This is a genomic window from Rhodococcus sp. 14-2470-1b (genome assembly GCF_002259415.1).
Classification (GTDB): Bacteria; Actinomycetota; Actinomycetes; order Mycobacteriales; family Mycobacteriaceae; genus Rhodococcoides.
In genome coordinates this window covers 1-18667 of record NZ_NPFY01000003.1, presented here as the reverse complement: position 1 = coordinate 18667, position 18667 = coordinate 1, and the positions used below count along the sequence as shown (strand labels likewise).

Annotated in this window: 14 protein-coding genes and 1 pseudogene; 10 read left to right on the top strand and 5 right to left on the bottom strand. The window is 64.3% G+C overall.

Annotated features, from left to right (window positions below):
• The first annotated feature begins 18 nt into the window (after positions 1-18).
• The 4 genes from CH293_RS01300 to CH293_RS28440 all read left to right on the top strand — a co-directional run bounded on the left by CH293_RS01300 (position 19) and on the right by CH293_RS28440 (position 3186).
• Entirely contained in the window at positions 19-1338 is a 1320-nt protein-coding gene (locus tag CH293_RS01300) for an ATP-binding protein (RefSeq protein WP_037108880.1), read from the top strand.
• On the top strand, positions 1335-1982 hold the full coding sequence (locus tag CH293_RS01295) for a response regulator transcription factor (protein ID WP_019663621.1): 648 nt from the start codon (positions 1335-1337) through the stop codon (positions 1980-1982). The genes CH293_RS01300 and CH293_RS01295 overlap by 4 nt, the downstream gene beginning before the upstream one ends.
• Positions 1983-2050: 68 nt before the next feature.
• Positions 2051-2737, top strand: coding sequence for a hypothetical protein (locus CH293_RS01290; RefSeq protein ID WP_094719132.1), 687 nt, complete (start codon positions 2051-2053; stop codon positions 2735-2737).
• Positions 2734-3186: a helix-turn-helix transcriptional regulator gene (locus tag CH293_RS28440; RefSeq protein WP_094719131.1), complete on the top strand. Its 453-nt coding sequence runs from the start codon at positions 2734-2736 to the stop codon at positions 3184-3186. The genes CH293_RS01290 and CH293_RS28440 overlap by 4 nt, the downstream gene beginning before the upstream one ends.
• Positions 3187-3249: 63 nt before the next feature.
• Here CH293_RS28440 and CH293_RS01280 read toward each other — a convergent pair whose 3' ends face one another.
• On the bottom strand, positions 3250-4464 hold the full coding sequence (locus CH293_RS01280) for a serine/threonine-protein kinase (protein WP_241483720.1): 1215 nt from the start codon (positions 4462-4464) through the stop codon (positions 3250-3252).
• A gap of 332 nt (positions 4465-4796) precedes the next feature.
• Between CH293_RS01280 and CH293_RS01270 the strand changes: the two genes are divergently transcribed.
• The 3 genes from CH293_RS01270 to CH293_RS01260 are packed head-to-tail and all read left to right on the top strand — an operon-like array spanning position 4797 to position 7738.
• A complete protein-coding gene (locus tag CH293_RS01270) occupies positions 4797-5600 on the top strand; it encodes a hypothetical protein (protein ID WP_255122660.1) in 804 nt (267 codons plus the stop codon).
• Positions 5601-5647: 47 nt separating this feature from the next.
• Positions 5648-7201, top strand: coding sequence for a DNA polymerase Y family protein (locus CH293_RS01265; RefSeq protein ID WP_037108869.1), 1554 nt, complete (start codon positions 5648-5650; stop codon positions 7199-7201).
• Between the two features lie 27 nt (positions 7202-7228).
• Entirely contained in the window at positions 7229-7738 is a 510-nt protein-coding gene (locus CH293_RS01260) for a hypothetical protein (protein ID WP_037108866.1), read from the top strand.
• 15 nt (positions 7739-7753) lie between these two features.
• On the opposite strand, the gene CH293_RS01255 is transcribed toward CH293_RS01260, so the two are convergent.
• Positions 7754-9754 (bottom strand): SDR family oxidoreductase, encoded by a 2001-nt coding sequence (locus tag CH293_RS01255; protein ID WP_094719129.1) that lies wholly within the window; start codon positions 9752-9754, stop codon positions 7754-7756.
• 93 nt (positions 9755-9847) lie between these two features.
• The gene (locus tag CH293_RS01250; protein ID WP_037108861.1) at positions 9848-11977 is read right to left on the bottom strand and encodes an MMPL family transporter; all 2130 of its coding nucleotides are present in this window, start codon (positions 11975-11977) and stop codon (positions 9848-9850) included.
• A 171-nt stretch (positions 11978-12148) separates the two neighbouring features.
• Between CH293_RS01250 and CH293_RS01245 the strand changes: the two genes are divergently transcribed.
• Both CH293_RS01245 and CH293_RS01240 read left to right on the top strand, forming a co-directional pair.
• Entirely contained in the window at positions 12149-15436 is a 3288-nt protein-coding gene (locus tag CH293_RS01245) for an error-prone DNA polymerase (protein ID WP_217900734.1), read from the top strand.
• Between the two features lie 67 nt (positions 15437-15503).
• Positions 15504-16001 (top strand): metallophosphoesterase, encoded by a 498-nt coding sequence (locus CH293_RS01240; RefSeq protein WP_094719127.1) that lies wholly within the window; start codon positions 15504-15506, stop codon positions 15999-16001.
• A gap of 9 nt (positions 16002-16010) precedes the next feature.
• Here CH293_RS01240 and CH293_RS01235 read toward each other — a convergent pair whose 3' ends face one another.
• Positions 16011-16964, bottom strand: coding sequence for a HAMP domain-containing protein (locus tag CH293_RS01235; RefSeq protein WP_094719126.1), 954 nt, complete (start codon positions 16962-16964; stop codon positions 16011-16013).
• A gap of 170 nt (positions 16965-17134) precedes the next feature.
• Here CH293_RS01235 and CH293_RS01230 point away from each other — a divergent pair, with 170 nt between their 5' ends.
• Positions 17135-18436: an ATP-binding protein gene (locus CH293_RS01230; protein WP_255122651.1), complete on the top strand. Its 1302-nt coding sequence runs from the start codon at positions 17135-17137 to the stop codon at positions 18434-18436.
• A gap of 29 nt (positions 18437-18465) precedes the next feature.
• Here the strand turns inward: CH293_RS01230 and CH293_RS01225 are convergent.
• Positions 18466-18667, bottom strand: a pseudogene (locus CH293_RS01225) (cytochrome ubiquinol oxidase subunit I); the annotation flags it as partial.

The following is an 18667-nucleotide window of genomic DNA, read 5'->3' as shown; positions in this document are numbered from 1 at the left end:
CGTGCCAGGATCGATGACGTGCTCCCTGTCGATACTGCGTCCTCGTCCCCGGGCGCCGAGCCGGTGAAGTACTACCGGCGCGGCGGCGGGCGGATCGTGGGCGGCGTCGCAGGTGGACTCTCCGATCATCTGGGCGTCGACGTCTTCAAGGTCCGAGTCGCTTTTGCGTTGCTCGCAGTCATGGCGGGCGCCGGAATCTTCGCCTATGGGTTGCTGTGGGTGTTCACCCCGGCAGGCGATGACATGGAACGGCCGAGTTCGGCCGAGCGCCAGCGAGCACTGGGTCTCGCGGCGCTCGGTCTCGGGCTCGCCGCCGGTCTGGCATGGTTGCTGAACGGCACTGCGGCGTCCGTGCTCGTTCCCATCGTCGTGGTGATCGTCGGTGCGGCGCTCGTCTGGCGGGAGTTCGATTCCGAAGGTCCGCGGTCTCTGCTCGGGATGCCGAAGAAGCCGACCGTCCTCAGCTGGGCTCGCGTCGTCGGCGGCGCGACGTTGATCATCCTCGGACTCTGCGTCGTCGTGCTGGCCAGGGTGGACATCGCGTCGATCAGGTCCTCGTTGCTCGCGGTCATCGTGACGCTGGTCGGGGCCGGTCTGCTGACGGTCCCGGTCTGGTTGCGTCTGTGGCGCACCTTGAACGCCGAGCGGTCGGCTCGGATTCGTAACGACGAGCGCGAGGAGATCGCCTCCCATCTGCACGATTCCGTGCTTCAGACGCTGGCGCTCATCCAGAAGCAGTCGGATCAGCCGCAGGAAGTGATGCGTCTGGCCCGTGGGCAGGAGCGAGAGCTGCGGAAGTGGCTGTTCGAGGGCGGGGACACCGATCATTCGTCCCTGTCCGAGGCACTGAAGACCATCGCAGGCGAGGTCGAGGATCAGCACGGCGTCACGGTTCGGCCGATCACCGTCGGGGACGTGCAGCTCTCGGCCGAGAACTCCGACTCCGGTCTTCCTCGTGAGCACTTCACCGCGCTGCTCGGCGCGACGCGGGAAGCGCTCGTCAACGCTGCCAAGCACTCCGGCGAGACCAACATCGACCTCTTCGCCGAGACCGAGGCGGACAAGGTGACGGTCTTCGTGCGCGATCGCGGCAGCGGTTTCGACGAGAACCTGGTGCCGACGGATCGGCAAGGACTCGCCAAATCCATCCACGGCAGAATCGAACGTCGAGGTGGTCAGGTGTCGGTACGCTCCACCGTGGGCAGAGGAACCGAAGTGCGCATCCTGATGCCCCGGCAGGACTGGGCTCCCGACAGGCAGATTCACGTTGCCGACAACATCCCATCCCCCGAGTCACAGACGTCCGAACAACCACTACCGCAGGAGCAGCCCCGGTGACCGACACCTTCCGTGTCTTTCTCGTCGACGACCATGCAGTGTTCCGCTCCGGAGTCAGAGCCGAACTGGCGCGCGAAGGCGATATCGAGGTGGTCGGCGAGGCAGGCGGGGTTGCCGACGCGGTAGCGGGAATCGACTCGACCAAGCCCGACGTGGTCCTGTTGGACGTACACATGCCCGACGGCGGTGGTGTGGCGGTACTGGGACGGATATCGTCCGGTCCGGTGTGTCTGGCGTTGTCGGTGTCCGACGCCGCCGAGGACGTCATCGCCGTGATCCGAGCCGGCGCACGCGGCTACGTCACCAAGACCATTTCAGGAGCCGAACTGGCCGACGGCGTGCGGCGGGTGGCAGGCGGGGACGCGGTGTTCTCGCCTCGACTCGCCGGGTTCGTTCTCGACTCCTTCACCGGCAATTCGGCCGTTCCGGAGCCGCCGCTGGATCCGGAGCTGGATTCGCTGACACCGCGCGAACTCGAAGTGTTGAGGTTGTTGGCGCGCGGTTACACGTATCGAGAGATCGCGGAGGATCTGTTCATCTCTGTCAAGACCGTCGAGACCCACGCGTCGAACGTGCTGCGGAAGACTCAGCAATCCAACCGCAATGCCCTGACCAGGTGGGCACACAAGCGTCGGATCGATTGACGGCTGGGTGCACGAATAGACTTTCGGAGACTGTCGGATCGACCGTCGGTGCCATTAGCGTCGCAGGCATGAAGGACGAGAGCGAATCGGTGCTGTGGCTTCCCGCCGCCGACCGAGTGTTTCTGGCGGTGGTCGCGCCCGCAGTCGGTGGCGCCGTGGGATTCTTTCTCCCACGCTGGGCGCCGTGGGCAGCGTCGCAGAAGTGGATCCCGTTCCAGGGGGTGTTCGAGTTCGTTGCTTCGTGGTCGCACTGGTGGGTGCAGTATCTGACCACCGGGATCGGTGTCGCACTGGGAGCTGTGTTCGTCGCCTTCGCATTTCACGACAGTCTCCGCGTCGTCGTCTCCGCGTCGGGCTTGCGTCTGACCGAGGAGGGCAGGACGACGTCGGTCGCTCGGGCCGATGCGTCGACGGTGTTCGTCGACGGCAAGGAACTCGTCGTCCTCGACGCGGCGTCGCGTCAGGTCGTTCGCGCACCGATCGAGGAGAAGGAACCCGCGGTGGAGCGTGCGTTCGTCGAACACGGCTACTCCTTCGTGGAGGGCGATCCGTACGAAAGCCTGTATCAGCGTTGGATTCCGGGATCGCCGACGCTTCCCGCCGAGGTCGACGCCGTGATGCGCGCCCGAGAAATGGCGTTGCAGAAGAAGTCTCGCGAGGATGCGTCCGAGCTACGTGAGGCGCTGGACCGGTTGGGAATCGTTGTTCGTGAACGCAAGAGCACGCAGTACTGGCGACCGCTGGTGCGCGGATGACCGTGTCGCGTCGGCGTACCGGCGATCTCGGCGCAATGACGTTCTCGCTGTTCATCGCAGCAATGGTTGTCTTCGACGGGGTGACCGCCGCCGATTTCTCGGACTTGCGTGTGGCGACCGCGATTGCGATCGGAGCCGTCGCGACTGCTTTGCTGTGGTGGCGTCAGCGCCGGCCGGTCGGTATCGCGCTCGTTCTCGCAGCCTTGACGGTGTTCTCCGACGCTGCGGGCGGCGCGGAGTTGGTGGCGATCTACACCGTGGCATCGGTGCTGACCGATCGGGAACGTGAAGTGGCAATCGCGGTGGCGCAGGGACTGTCGAATGCCGAGATCAGTGGAACGCTCTTCATGAGCGTCGCCACCGTCAAGACCTACGTGTCGAGAGTGCTGGCCAAGCTCGGATGCACCAACCGAGTGCAGATCGCCATTGCCGTGTTCGAGAGCCGATAGCTCTCCGGCCTCGGTCATTCGCCGAGCGTTCTTGCGCAGTTCTTCGTATTCCTGGACGGAGATTCAGAGGAGGGCGATCAGCAGCACGACAAACAGTAGGACGACAGCCACTCCCACACCCAGAATCACCGCAGGTGGGATGTCGACCTTGTCTCCCACGGCGTCGTCGACTGCATCGAGCACCTTGTCCAACGAATTCTTCTTCTTGGGCACGTCGAACGGGGGCGGGGAGTAGGGCTTGGGTGTGGTGTCCGACAGGCCGGTCGAGCGCACTGCGGGAAGCCCCGCGACGGTGTTGCCGAATTCGCGTGAGGGGCGACGGGTTTCCGCGACGGGCGTGGATCGGTGTGCCCACCCCGGTACGACGCCGTCCGATGTGGTGAGTGGAACACCGCGAAGCGACGCAATGGATCCTTTGCTGCTGACCGCGCTCCGGATGATCTCGTCTCTGGCCTGTGCCATGGTCGGCCTGCGAGACGGGTCCGGCTCGAGCATGTGCAGCAACGCCGGAGTGAGATCTCCTGATCTGCTGGGCGAGATGATCTGGCCGCGAGCGACTCGGTGCAGCAGTGCGATGGAGTCCTCGTCGATGTCGAACGGCGGTCTGCCCTCGATCGCGGTGTACAGCGTCGCGCCGAGGGAGAAGACGTCGCTTGCCTCGGTCGGATCCTGTCCGCGTGCGACCTCGGGAGCGAAGTAGGCGGGAGTGCCGGTGATGACGCTCGAATCCGACTCCTCCACATCACCTTTCGCACGCGAGATCCCGAAGTCGCTGATCTTGACGATCCCGAGCGTCCGGCCACGGTCAGCGATGAGGATGTTGCCCGGTTTGATGTCGCGGTGGACGATACCCGCCTCGTGTGCCTCGGTGAGCGCGTCGGCAACTTGGGCGCCCACCTGCGCTACCTCGTACGGTGGCAGCGTCTCGGCGATGTTCAGTGCCTGCGCCAGCGACCGTGACGGCATGTACTCCATGACGAGCCACGGTTCTCCGTCCTCGATCGCGACGTCGTGCATGGCGATGGCATGTGGGCTGGACAGCCGCGCGGCGATCCGGCCCTCACGCATGGCGCGATTGCGGACTTCGCGCGCGGCCTTCTCGCTCAGATCGATCGTCGAGGTGACCTGTTTGACGGCAACTTTTCTTCCCATCAGCGTGTCCTGCGCAAGCCACACGGCACCCATTCCGCCACCGCCGAGCTTGTAGGCGAGGCGGTATCTGCCGGCGAGGAGATAATCGGGTCCGACGACCCGTGCGGTGCGTTGCTGCTCGGTCACGCCCACAGGTTAGTTGACAGCGAGCATCGCTGCCCGCGACGTCCGGCGTGACGCGCCGCCCCGGCCGTCACCAGCCGGTTCGGCGCTGCCTTGACGGAGGTCGCCGGAACGGCTTAACTTGAGGGTGTTCGAAAGTCTGTTCGAAGACGGGACTTCCCCATCGTCTTCGGAAGCGGGCCGAGTTCCACGATTCCATCACCCATGGGGAGGTAAGCATGTCTGTTTCCGCCGACTCTCGGCACGATATCTCCCGCGACAACAGTGTTGCTCATGACGGCGGTGTTGTTCATGACGGCAGTGTTGTTCATGACGGCAGTGTTGCGCTGGAGAGCATGTCGTTGCCGGAGAGGGTGGAACATCTTCGGCGCCGCATGGCCGCTGTGCCGTCCAAGGGCGAAACACGCTCGGTCGCCCGTCCCTCGGTTTCACGGTCGAGTGCCCCTGTGTCGGCCGAGCCATCGGCGCCCGACAACCGCCTCGAACAGCAGAAAAGCACACGCGCACCTGCAAAAGAGGTGTTGAGTGTCCCGGAGGCGCTTGCGGCTGTCCTCCCTCACGGAGGCCTGGTTCGAGGGTCGGTGACCGCAGTGTCCGGCGCGGGTTCTCTGATGCTCGGCATGGTCGCGTCGGTCACGGCTGCAGGCGGTCACGTGGCAGTGGTCGGTCAACCGCGCTTCGGGTTGCTCGCAGCGTCCGAGATGGGAGCGCAGTTGCACAGACTGGCCATGGTTCCCGATCCGGGAGAGGACCCGGTGGAAGTGGCCGCGATCCTGCTCGACGGAGTGGACCTGGTCGTGCTCGGTCTCGGTGGTAGGTCGGTGCCGCCGTCGCGAGCACGTGCCGTCGTTGCACGCGCTCGAAGCAAGGGTGCTTCGCTTCTGGTGACGGACGGGCACTGGGACGGGGTGGACCTGAGGCTCGATGCGTCCGTGGCCGGCGTCGACGGTGTCGGAACCGGAGACGGTGCAGGCCGTGGGCGGCTTCGTGGTCTCCGGCTGGAAGTACGCGCGCAGGGGAAGGCGATGCGCACTCGTTCCACTCGATTCGACCTACGTTCCGAGCGCGGACGCGTCGAGTGGTTCGAGGTCCCGTCCGTTGCGTCCGTCGGTGCCGACAGAGTGGCGGTGCTGGCATGAATCGGGCGCAGACATGAATCGGGCGCAGACATGAATCGGGCACAGGCATGAGCCGGGTGCTGGCGCTGTGGTGCCCGGACTGGCCCGCGGTCGCGGCTGCTGCCGTCGCCGATCTTCCGGCGACCAGCCCGGTGGCGGTGGTGTCCGCCAATCGTGTGATCGCATGTTCGGCACCTGCCCGCGCACACGGTGTACGGCGGGGCCTGCGCAAACGTGAGGCCCAGGCTCGCTGTCCCGATGTGCATGTGGTGACGGCTGATTCGGATCGAGACGGCCGGATGTTCGAGCCGGTTGCCGCAGCCGTCGACATGGTTGCGCCGGGTGTGGAGGTACTGCGGCCGGGGTTGCTGATCCTCGGCGCCCGAGGCGTCAGCAGGTACTTCGGATCCGAGCACAACGCAGCCGAGCGGTTGATCGATCAGGCGGCCGCGGCCGGCGTCGAATGTCAGATAGGGATCGCCGACGAGTTGTCGACGGCGGTTATCGCAGCCAGGCATGCCGTGATCGTTCCCCGGGGCGGTGGGGCTCGTTATCTCGCGCCGCTGCCGGTATCGGAACTGGCGGCAGAACCCAGTCTGGCCGCGGCGGGCAGGGAAGACCTGATCGATCTCCTCCGACGTCTGGGTCTGCGCACCGTCGGTGATTTCGCAGCCCTCACTCCCGGTGATGTGGCGTCCCGTTTCGGGACCGACGCCGTGCTCGCCCATCGGAGCGCGAGGGGTGAGGCGGAGCGTCCACCGTCGGCTCGCGCCCTGCCACCGGACCTGAACGTGGAATACCAGTGCGATCCGCCGATCGATCGCGTGGACGCAGCGGCCTTCGCGGGCAGGGGAATGGCGGAGAAACTGCACACGAAATTGGCGGCCGCTGCCGTTGCCTGCACTCGGCTCCTCGTCCATGCATCGACCGGCAACGGCGAGAACCTCTCGCGAACATGGCGATGCGCCGAGCCGCTGACCCCGGAAGGAACCGCAGACCGCGTGCGGTGGCAACTCGACGGCTGGCTCACCGGGCGTAGCGTCGCCAAACCGACGTCGGGCATCACGATGCTGCGATTGGAACCGGTCGAGGTGGTCGCGGCCGGTGAGCTCCAACTCGGCCTCTGGGGAAGCGTCGGCGACGAGGAGGAACGCGCCAGACGTGCCTTGGTCCGTGTGCAGGGACTTCTCGGCGGCGACTCGGTGAAGATCGGCGTGCTGAGCGGGGGGCGTGGCCCCGGCGACCGAGTGACTCTGCGCAGTCTGGGCGACGAGTTGGTCCCCCTGTCGGATCCGGCTGCTCCGTGGCCCGGCAGGCTCCCCGCGCCCGCACCGGCAGCAGTGATGGACACGTCTCCTCGGGTGACGCTGGAGGACGCGAACGGCAACGACGTGCACGTCGGCCTGCGCGGAAGTTTCGACACCCGCCCGGTCACACTGCGGTGGGGGAGCAAGGCGTGGCCACTACGAGGGTGGGCCGGACCATGGCCGATCGACGAACGCTGGTGGGATCCCACCGTAGGTACACAGGGCGCGCGCGTTCAGGTGCTGTTCGAGGAGACCCGTGCCCTGCTGCTTCTCTACGGCGACGACGGGTGGCGAGTGGAAGGGATCTACGAATGATCCTGCATGAGGATCTACCATCAGTGCATGAGACTGTCGAAACGAGATGTTCCCTTGATTGCCAGTGCAGCGCTTTTCGTTGTCTCGCAAGCGAATATCGTTCGGCTGCTCGGTCCGGCCGGGCCCCGCGTCCTCGAAGTGCAGACGGCGTGGTCGGCACGACGATATCGAGCGATTCTCGAGAAAATGGACGTTCGAGAGACCGCGCGTTTTCGAAGCCACTATTACCCGGATTTCGTCCATCCTGCGATCTACGCCGTCGCCCTTCGTGCCGGTGCCGAGCGGTTGGGTGAGCTGACGCCGATACCACCCGCCACCGCACGTGCGCTTGCGCTCGCTCCTGTTCTCTCGGCAGCAGGAGACTACGTCGAGAACATCGTCGGCCTGCACCTGCTGGATCGGCCCGAGCACATCACCGATTCGGTCGTGCGAGCCACCTCAGCCGTCAGTATCGCCAAATGGACTCTGGCGCTGGGCTCTCTGGGGTATCTGACCGCCGGCTTCGGTTCGGTGCTGGTGCGCTCGATACGCAGGTGATCGGCACCGGCTTCGTCACCAGTTGGCTCCGGGGACCAGCCTCCCGAGTCGCCTCGCCAGCTTGCCGACCCGCGCCGATGCGCTGGACGCGTCGTATGTCGAGGTCGGAGGTATGGGGGTCGGCTGAGATTCGCCCTTGCCCTCCGTCACTTCACCTTTGGCAGCAGCCGAATCGGGGAACCGCCGGTAGAACTGATGCATCGTCCGGTCCTTGCCCTTCGGCGTGAAGATGCTGCCGAACTGGCCGAGAGTGCCGAGAGGGGTGTCGATGCGCTTCGGCTTGTCGGTCAACGCCCTGATCACCATTGCCGCGGCTTTCTCCGGTGATACCACCGGGCCGACGTTCTTGTCGCCGGTGGGTGTGATCATCGGCGTCGCGACGAGCGGCATATGAATGGTCGTGAACGTTATTCCGTCGGACAGCGTTTCGGCCGCAGCGACGTCGGAGAACGCGTCGAGAGCGGCCTTGCTCGCCACGTACGCGGAGAAACGTGGTGTGTGGCCCTGCACTGCTGCGCTACTGACGTTCACGACATGACCGAAGCGGCGCTCACGCATGTGCGGAAGTAGCGCCAACACGAGTCGGACGGCGCCGAAGTAGTTGACGGCCATCGTTCTTTCGTAATCGTGCAGCCTGTCCGTCGATCGGTAGAGCGAACGCCGGATGGATCGCCCGGCGTTGTTGACGAGCATGTCCACGTGCCCGTGCTCACCGAGAATGGCCTTGACCGTCTGCTCCACCGACTCGGTGTCCGTGACGTCGCAGGGATACCCGTACGCATCCCCGCCGGAGGAACGGATGTCCGCGACAACGCTTTCCAGCTGCTCGGCGCCGCGCGCCAGTAGAAGAACCGTTGCGCCCTTGCGGGCTGCGGACACGGCACTCGCCTGTCCGATTCCGGAGGAACCCCCGGTGATGACGATGTGACGGCCGACCAGCGGTCCGCGCGGATCCTGCTTGCGCGCGCGGTCCGGGTCGAGGTTGCTCTGCCAATGCGTCCACAGCTTGTCGGCATAGGACTTCAACGGCGGCGGAACGAGTCCGTTCAACGCAGCCTGGGTGGCAGTGGACGTGAACACCGTCGGCAGCGTCAGATGATCGAGCATGACGGGTGGAACACCGAACCGTGTGAGCACGGCGTCGCGACCGTTCTTGACCATCTTCGTCCGCGGCGAGACGACAGGAGCAGCAACCGCCCCCGGTATCCCCACGACCTTGGCCGTCGAACCCGCGGCCGCGCCGAACGCGGAATACACCTCGACCATCGACTGAGGCTCGGGGTTGACGAGGTGGAACACCCTCTGACCCAGAGGGTTCCGCACGATCAGGTCGACGATGGCAGTGGCAACGTAGTCCACCGGTACCAGATTGGTCGCACCGATATCAGGCACCGTGACAGGCAGGATCGACGGCAACTTGGCAAGTTCGGCGAAGAACGGAAAGAAGAAGTACGGCCCGTCGATCTTGTCGATCGCGCCGGTCTCGGAATGGCCGACAACCGCGGACGGCCTGTACACGCGCCAATCGGTAGCCGAATCGCGGACGATCGCCTCCGCCTCGAACTTGGTCCGGTGATACGCCGTCGGGAATCCCTGTCCCTTGTCGAAATCGTTCTCGCTGAACGTCCCCACATGGTCACCGGCAATGGCGATGGACGACACGTGGTGCAGCCTCGCCCCCGTCGCCATCGCCAGATCGACCACGGCCCGAGTGCCGTCCACATTCGCCCCGGACTGCTCGTCGCCGGCGGTCAGGTCGTAGACAGCGCCGAGATGAACGATGTGATCGACATCCGACGGCACCTCCTTCACCCCGAGTCCCGGTTCGGTGAGGTCTCCCACGAGCGGATGAACCCTGTCGTTACCGGGCAGCCCGGCCACCTGCTGTTCGAGCTTGGCAACCGACTGTTGCCGAACCAGAACATGCACCTCCGCAGACACGTCGCGCTTCAGTATCAGGGGCAGCACATTCTGCCCGAGAAAACCCGTACCGCCGGTAACGATGTACTTCGCCATCCCCCGAACTTACTTCATAGTAAGTTCCTCGGCCACCCTTGCTTTCGGACCGAACGTCACGTTCGGTCCACGAAGACAGGGATGCGGGCGAGGTCAGTGACCGATACCGACTTTGTCGTGCACTTTCTTCATCCATGCCGGCGCCCACCAGTTGACTTCCCCCATCAGTTTCACCAGCGACGGGACGAGCAGCATTCTGATGATGGTGGCGTCGACGATCAAGGCGAGGATCATTCCGACGCCGAGGAATCTCATGATCGACAGATCGGAGATGGTGAATGCTCCGGTGACGACGATGAGGATGAGGGCAGCGGCGGTGACGATGCGTCCTGTTCGTTGTGCGCCGACGGTCACTGCTTCTTCCGTTGTGGCGCCGCCGGCTCTGGCTTCTACCATTCGGGACATCAGGAAGACCTCGTAGTCGGTGGACAGGCCGAAGACGACGGCGAGGATGAGGACGACGAATGTCGCTTCGAGTGGTGCCGGGGTGACGCCGAGCAGTTCGGCGCCGTGTCCTTCCTGGAAGACCCAGGTCAGCACACCGAAGGTGGCTCCGAGGCTCAGCCCTGCCATCAGGACCGCTTTGATGGGGAGGACGATCGAGCCGAAGGCGAGGAACAACAGGATGAGCGTCGAGATGACCATGATCGCGATCATCGCCGGCAGCCACTTGGCGATCGCTGCGTTGCCGTCGTCGACGAGAGCTCTCGAGCCTCCGACGAGGATCTCGGTGCCGTCCGGCGGTGTCATCTGACGTAGGGAAGCGACGGCGTCACTGGTCGATTCGACTTCGCTCTTGCCTTCGCTGGGTTCGCTGAATGTTGCTTGGACGACGACGAAGTCGTCCGCGGAGCCGGTGAACTGGACCCGGGCAATTCCGTCGACGGCTTCTGCTTGGCGGGTGATGTCCGCGATCGGGGCGCCCTGGGGTTTCTGTCCATCGGTGCCGCGGAGAACTACTGTCGCGCCTTCGCCTGTGGTGGGGAATTCCGAGTTCAGTGTCTCGACGGCGACGCGGGCCGGATCGTTCTGAGGCAGTGCGGTGTAGTCGACTTCTCCCAGCGTGACCTTGAGGATCGGTGCGGACAGTACGAGTAGTGCGGCGACGATGACGACGGCGACGATTCCGGGGGTGCGCATCACCCGGGTGACGACGGCTCCCCAGAATTTCTGTGCGCGCGCGTCGCCGCGGTCGGATGCGCTTCGGCTCCAGGTGAGCGAGTTGATGCGATGACCGAGTATCGCGAGCAGGGCGGGAACAGCCGTCAGCGACAGGATTGCCGCGCTGGCGACGGCGGCCATGGCCCCGAATCCGAGTGATTTGACGACCGGTTGCGGAAACACCAGCATTCCCGCGAATGCGCAGATCAGCAGCAGCCCCGAGAAGACGATGGTTCGGCCTGCGGTCAGCACGGTGCGAACTGCGGCGTTCTGCGGGTCGACGCCTGCGCGCATCTCCTCTCGAAATCTACTGACGATGAACAGTCCGTAGTCGATGGCCAGGCCGAGTCCGAGAAGTGAGGCGACGTTGATGGAGAACGAGCTGACCTCGGTGACCACCGTCAGTACACGCAGAATTGCCAAAGCGCTGATGACGCTGAGGATGCCCACGAACACCGGCACCGCGGCCGCGACCACGCCACCGAAGATGAAGATCAACAGCACCAGGGTGATGGGGATCGCGATCGCCTCGGATCGCACGAGGTCGCTCTGCAGCGTGGTGCTGAAAGATACTCCCACCACCGATCCGCCGGCGAATTGCGAAGTCACACCGGGAACGACGAGCTTCGGCGGCAGGTCACCGAACGTCGAGAACGTGACGCCCGAGTCGGGGCCGAGAGTGACGGTGGCGAGCGCCTTGGTGCCGTCGTTCGACAGAAGGAACTGCTTGGCTGCGGCGTTCGCCGTCCAATAGGACGTGACGTTCTCGACGGAGTATTCGTTCTGGAACTCGTCGAGCACGGCTGTGACGTCGGGTGCGATGTCGTCGATCGTCTTGCCTTCGGGTGCGGTGTAGATGGCGACGATGTCCGGTGTCGGTTGCCCGAGACCGGCGACGAGTGTGCTGACTTCGGCGGCCTCGCTTCCCGGGTCGATGAAGCCGCCTTCGCTGAGCTTGGAGAACACGCCGATTCCCCATACCCCGCTGAGGGCCACCGCCACGATGGCGATGGTGAGCACCCAGCGTTTACGGGAAACGACGAACGAAGCCCAACGTGTCACGTTCTCACTCCAGCTCTCTAGTTACATGCGATCGCAGAGCGAGCCTAGTGGCTGGAGACGACACGTTGATTTCTGTCGGTGTCGTGCGCTCTAATAGAACACACGTTCGAACGGTGTCTTCCCCTCTGTTCGGACGTGCTGTTCGAGTTCTCGATGAACGAGGGGATGGTCATGGGCTGGAACGATGGTCCACCGACGTGGTCGGAGATGGAGAGGGTGCTGTCGGGGCGTCCTGCGCGGCCGGACAAGCCCGAGATCGTCGGCGACGGCGGTGACAGCCCTGCCTGGTCGCGTAAACGTGCGGCGTACGAAGGGTCGGTCACTTCGGCACCCGTGACTGGAACTCCGTATGCGGAGTTGCATGCGCATTCCGCGTTCAGTTTCCTCGACGGGGCGAGCCAGCCGGAAACGATGGTGGAGGAGGCCGCGAGGCTCGGGCTGGAGTCGATCGCCCTCACCGATCACGACGGTCTCTACGGGGTCGTGAGGTTCGCCGAGGCCGCCAAGGCGCTGGGTGTGGGGACTGTCTTCGGTGCCGAACTGTCGTTGGGAACGGACAAGTCGCGGGCAGGTGAGCTCGACCCGGACGGTACGCATCTTCTGGTGCTCGCTCGCGGCCAGGAGGGGTATCGCAGATTGTCGAGGGAGATCGCGGCGGCGCATCTGGCCGGTGGCGTCAAGGGAAAGCCTCGATACGACTTCGACGCGTTGTCCGATGCCGCGGGTGGGCATTGGCAGATCCTCACCGGGTGCAGAAAGGGGCACGTGCGGCGCGCCCTGCACGACGGCGGGCGGGACGCGATGGATGTTGCCGTGCGGGACCTGGTCGACAGATTCGGTGCCGACCGTGTCACCGTCGAGCTCACTCATCACGGATTGCCGGAGGACGACGAGCGCAACGACGCGCTGTTCGACGCCGCCGCCCGCTTTCGCCTTCCGGTGATCGCCACGACAGCGGCCCATTACGCGACGCCGGAGAACCGTCGTCTTGCCATGGCGATGGCTGCGGTGCGCGCCAGAAGCAGCTTGGACGAGGCGTCGGGATGGCTTGCACCGACCGGTGGTACCCATCTTCGGTCCGGTGCGGAGATGGCTGCGCTGTTCCGTCATCATCCCGGTGTGGTCGACGCCGCAGCCCGGCTCGGTCGCGAGTGCGCGTTCGATCTTCACTTGATCGCGCCGAAGCTTCCGCCGTTCGACGTGCCTCCCGGACATACCGAGATCAGTCACCTGCGTGATCTCGCGCTGCGTGGTGCGCGCCTCAGGTACGGCTCGCCGACGGAACATCCTGCGGCGCACGCTCAGATCGAGTACGAACTGGACATCATCGAGCGGTTGGGTTTTCCCGGGTACTTTCTCGTCGTCCATGACATCGTGAAATTCTGCAAGGACAACGACATTCTGTGCCAGGGGCGAGGTTCGGCAGCCAACTCCGCTGTCTGTTATGCCATCGGCATCACCAACGTGGACCCTGTTGCCAACAAGCTGCTCTTCGAGCGATTCCTCGCACCCGAGCGGGACGGGCCGCCGGATATCGACGTCGACATCGAATCGGACAGGCGTGAGGAAGCGATTCAGCATGTCTACTCCAAGTACGGGCGCACGTACGCCGCGCAGGTCGCGAACGTGATCACCTACCGAGGTAAATCCTCGGTGCGTGACATGGCTCGCGCGCTGGGATTCTCTCAGGGGCAACAGGATGCGTGGAGCAAGCAGGTCACCCGTTGGTCCAACATCGGTGATCAGGAGGGAAGCGACATACCTGCTCCGGTACTGGATCTGGCGCGGCAGATCGAAGGATTTCCGCGTCATCTCGGTATTCACTCGGGCGGCATGGTGATCTGCGATCGCCCCATTGCGGACGTGTGTCCGGTGGAATGGGCGACGATGGCCGACCGCAGTGTTCTCCAGTGGGACAAGGACGATTGCGCTGCGGTGGGTTTGGTCAAGTTCGACATGCTGGGACTCGGGATGTTGTCGGCCTTGCATTACATGATCGATCTGATCGACGAGCACAAAGGCATCCGGATCGACCTCGCGGACATCGACCTGAGCGAGAAGGCTGTCTACGACATGCTGCAGCGAGCGGATTCCATCGGCGTGTTCCAGGTGGAGTCGCGCGCGCAGATGGCGACGTTGCCTCGCCTGAAGCCGAGTGAGTTCTACGACTTGGTCGTGGAAGTGGCACTGATCAGGCCGGGGCCCATTCAGGGTGGATCCGTTCACCCGTACATCAAGCGCCGCAACGGGCTCGAACCGGTCACGTTCGATCATCCGTCGTTGAAGAAGGCTCTGGATCGGACGCTCGGAGTTCCGCTGTTCCAGGAACAGCTCATGCAGATGGCGATCGATGTCGCGGGTTTCAGTGCTGCGGATGCCGATCAACTCCGCCGAGCCATGGGTTCCAAACGGTCCCCGGAACGCATGAACGAACTGCGCGGAAAGTTCTACGACGGTATGCGTGAGCTGCACGGAATCGTCGGGGATGCTGCCGATCGTATCTACGAGAAACTGTCCGCCTTCGCCAACTTCGGTTTTCCCGAGAGTCATTCGCAGAGTTTCGCATCGCTCGTGTTCTATTCGTCGTGGTTCAAACTGCACCATCCGGCAGCGTTCTGCGCGGGACTGCTGCGGGCACAGCCGATGGGCTTCTACTCCCCTCAATCGTTGGTCGCCGATGCACGGCGTCACGGTGTCCAGGTGCACGGACCGGATGTCAACGCCAGTTCCTGGTACGCGGACTTGTGCGGTGGTGGACTCGAAATTCGTATGGGTCTGGCCGATGTTCGCCACATCGGTCAGGCGCTCGCGGAGAAGATCGTCGAAGCTCGGGTACTGGGTGGCCCGTACACCTCGTTCCTCGATCTGACCGGACGGGTGGAGCTGTCCACCGCCCAGGCCGAATCATTGGCGACAGCAGGCGCTCTCGGCTGTTTCGGGACCACTCGTCGTCAAGCATTGTGGGCTGCCGGCGCTGCGGCAGGGGAGCGTCCGCATCTGCTTCCCGGTCTCGGGGCATCGACCCACGCGCCAGTGCTTCCCGGTATGAGCGATCTCGATCTGGCGTCCGCGGACGTATGGGCAACGGGGGTATCGCCGAATTCGTATCCCACTCAGTTCTTTCGAGATCGACTCGACCGCCTCGGGGTGGTTCCGGCGCATCGGCTGTTGGCAATTCCCGATGGGGACCGGGTACTCGTCGGGGGAGCGGTGACGCATCGGCAACGGCCTGCGACAGCGGGTGGAGTCACGTTCGTCAATCTGGAGGACGAGACCGGAATGGTCAATGTCGTGTGTTCGGTCGGACTGTGGGCGAAGTATCGAAAGCTTGCGCTCACCGCTCCTGCATTGCTGATCCGAGGCAAGGTACAGAACGCCGAAGGGGCAGCCACCGTGGTGGCGGATCATCTGCAGCTTCTGGATCTGCGGGTGCAATCCAAGTCGAGGGACTTCCGGTGAACACCCACCGTGCATCGTCCGATAACGATTCCCCGCCCGCGACCGCCGAGCGTGCACACTGGAGTGCGTGAAACTTCTGTTGCTGGCAGACACTCATGTGCCGAAGCGGGCGAGGGCTCTGCCCCAGCAAGTCTGGGATGCCGTCCGAGATGCGGATGTCGTCGTCCACGCCGGCGACTGGGTCGAGGTCGACCTGTTCGACGCGCTGAAGGCCGCGTCGACACGGCTGATCGCATGCTGGGGGAACAACGACGGCGAAGACCTACGCGCACGCATGCCCGAGCGGGCAGACGTCACATTCGACGGCGTCCGACTCACCGTCGTCCACGAGACAGGTCAGGCCGCTGGACGTGAGAAACGCATGGCGGCGGCCTATCCCGACACGGATGTACTCGTGTTCGGGCACAGTCACATTCCATGGGACACCACGGCCGACAACGGGCTGCGCCTGCTCAATCCAGGATCTCCCACGGACCGCCGTCGGCAACCGTTCTGTACGTACATGACCGCCGACATCGAGGATTCGACGCTCGGAAACGTTCGACTGCATCGAATCGAACGGTAGCGGCGTCGATCAGGAGTGCGACGCCTCCGACTGGACGCGGGCCTGATCGACCAGATCGTGGACCAGCCGAATGATCACGTCCATGTCGGTCATGACACCCGCGCGAAGCTCGTCCTGCTCCTCGGGGGACAGCGCGGGCGGGTCGTCCGAGTCCAGTGCCATCACGGTGTCGATCTTCGCTCGCAATGTCTGCAACGGTTCCATCAACTCCTCGCCGGCGTCGGTGACGAGCTTGTTCTGCCGGCGGCCGGAGACGGTGAGCGCGGCGAGCATCTCGTTGTAGCTGGTGGCCAGCGACGCGAGTTCGTCGTCTCCGCTGACGACGATGGGTTCCAAGTCGCCGGTGCGCGCCACCTGCTCGGTGGCGTTGCGCAGACGTTTGACCGGTCTCAGCCCTGTTCGAGCCACAGCAGAACCGGCGATTCCGGCCAGGGCGACCAAGAATGCTCCGATCATCACGAGAGCGAGCGTCAACTTCCCCAGCAGCGGATCGTTGGACTCGAGTGACTCGGCGACCATGACGGTTTCGCCGGTGGTCGTCCGCTCGGCCGCGACCATGTATCCGCGCACCTCGCGGAGGGAATCAGGCGCCGTCCCGTCGACGACAGCCTGCTCCTGGGCGTCGAGCACACCCGCCGAGTTCGTGAACGGCTTGGACTCGGTGTTGAACGTGACGAGTTCCCCGGTCGACGAGACCAGAGCTACTTTGATCGCCGGACCGTCGGGGCTGCTGACGCCGAAACCGTACGCGTTCGGCGGGACGCCCAACTGTGCTCCGGTGATGAGTGCTTTGGCGTTGCGAGACACTCGGTCACCGAGCTGATCACGAAGAGCCTGGTCCGCGACGACGTAGATGGCGAGCGCACTGACCGCGACGGCGAGAGCCGCAACACTGATCGTGAGAACACGGATACGGCCGTGCAGCGTCAACGCTGTGGGGCGATGGGCTGCGCGGGGGATCACTGCACGAGTATGACCGTGACTGCTGAGAGCGTTCTGAGAAACGGGATTACTCGGTCGGTGACGCGTGGAAATGGGCTGGGCGACCGTGTTGTCGATGTAGTACTCTGGCGATCTTCGCGCACGCGGAGTAGTCCACGTACTCGGCGTGGTGAAAGAATCGTGACTCCCACATGACATCAGAAGTGCACGAAAGCCTGTCCGGTGAACCGGAATCCGTCCGTCGCACCGTCGCCGCGATTGCACACCTGCTCCTCGGCGCCTCGCGCTCGGCTACTACGGCAGACGCATTCGTCTCGACCTCACTGGGAGTGTCGAGCGGCGACGTCGTCTGCGCCACCGAACTCCTCACGGTCTCCACGCGTCCGGCAGTGGCTGCGATCCTCGCGGACGACATGTCGACATGGAATCCTCCGGTCGGTCCCGCAGAGGATTCGTGTCCTCCGACGTGGGAGCGAACGGAAATCGACGGCACGTCGGTTTCGCTGCCCAAGGAACTTGCCGTGTTCTTCGTCGGTGGCTCGTTCGCACCGATCGACGTCGTGGTGTGCCTGAGGGAAGCGTCGTTCATGAACGACCAATTCGAGCTTCGCATCTACACCCGCACGGTCGACGCCGAGGCGGGCAGGGCACTGCTCGCGCAGACGATGACCGCAGCGCGCGGTCCTCGAAACTTTTTCCGAGGACGTGTTCTTCAGGCGACCGCGAAACCTGTACTCGGCCTGGCGATCGTCGACCTACCCCGTCAGGACCGCTCGAATCTGGTGTTGCCTGCTGAAGTGTGGAACGAACTGGACACCAATATCGCGGCAGTGACCACTCGCGCCGACCTGATGCGTCAGCTCGGCCTGGGAACCAGCCGAGGAGTGCTTCTGACCGGTCCTCCCGGTGTGGGCAAGAGTGCCGTCAGCCGTGTCGTGGCCGGGGAGCTGATGGGAGACGCCACCGTCATCATCGTCGACGCCCTCGCTGGATCTCGTGCGCTGAGGTCCATCTACGAGGAGACCAGATATCTCGGACGCACCGTCGTCATCCTCGAGGATCTCGATCTGATCATCGGCACGAGGGGAAGCGGCGGTCGGAACGAGCTGTTGGCGGAATTTCTGACCGTCCTCGACGGCACCCGGCAGTACGACGACGTTCTGACCATCGCGTCGACCAACGATCCGAAGCCTCTCGATTCCGCCGCAACGCGATCGGCTCGGTTCGATGCGATCATCGAGATCGACTACCCGGACACCGCCGCGACAGCCGAGATCCTGCGTCGGATACTGACGTCGATACCCGGCGCCGACGCTGTGGACTGCCATACCGTGGCGCGGTCCTTCGCTTCTGCGGTCTCCGGGGCGGACGTGCGAGAAACGGTGCGACGCGCAGTGTTGGAGCACGGAACTGCAGTGACGACACAGGTACTGCTCCGCACTATCGCCGACGGACGCTGGCGCGCAGCCGAATTGACGGGGCAGTACCTGTGATTCGGCACCTGTGATTCGGCGCTGCCGGTTCAGTCGCCCGAATGCTCGTCGTCGCCGGTGGCCAGTGGTTCTCGACGCGCCTTCTCGAGGACTTCGGTGGTGTGTCCGCCGTGGGCACCTGGTCCGACGTGGGCTTCGGCGCGGAGGCGTTCGACCATGTGCGGGTAGTGCAGTTCGAACGCGGGACGCTCCGAACGGATCCGGGGCAGTTCGGTGAAGTTGTGCCGCGGC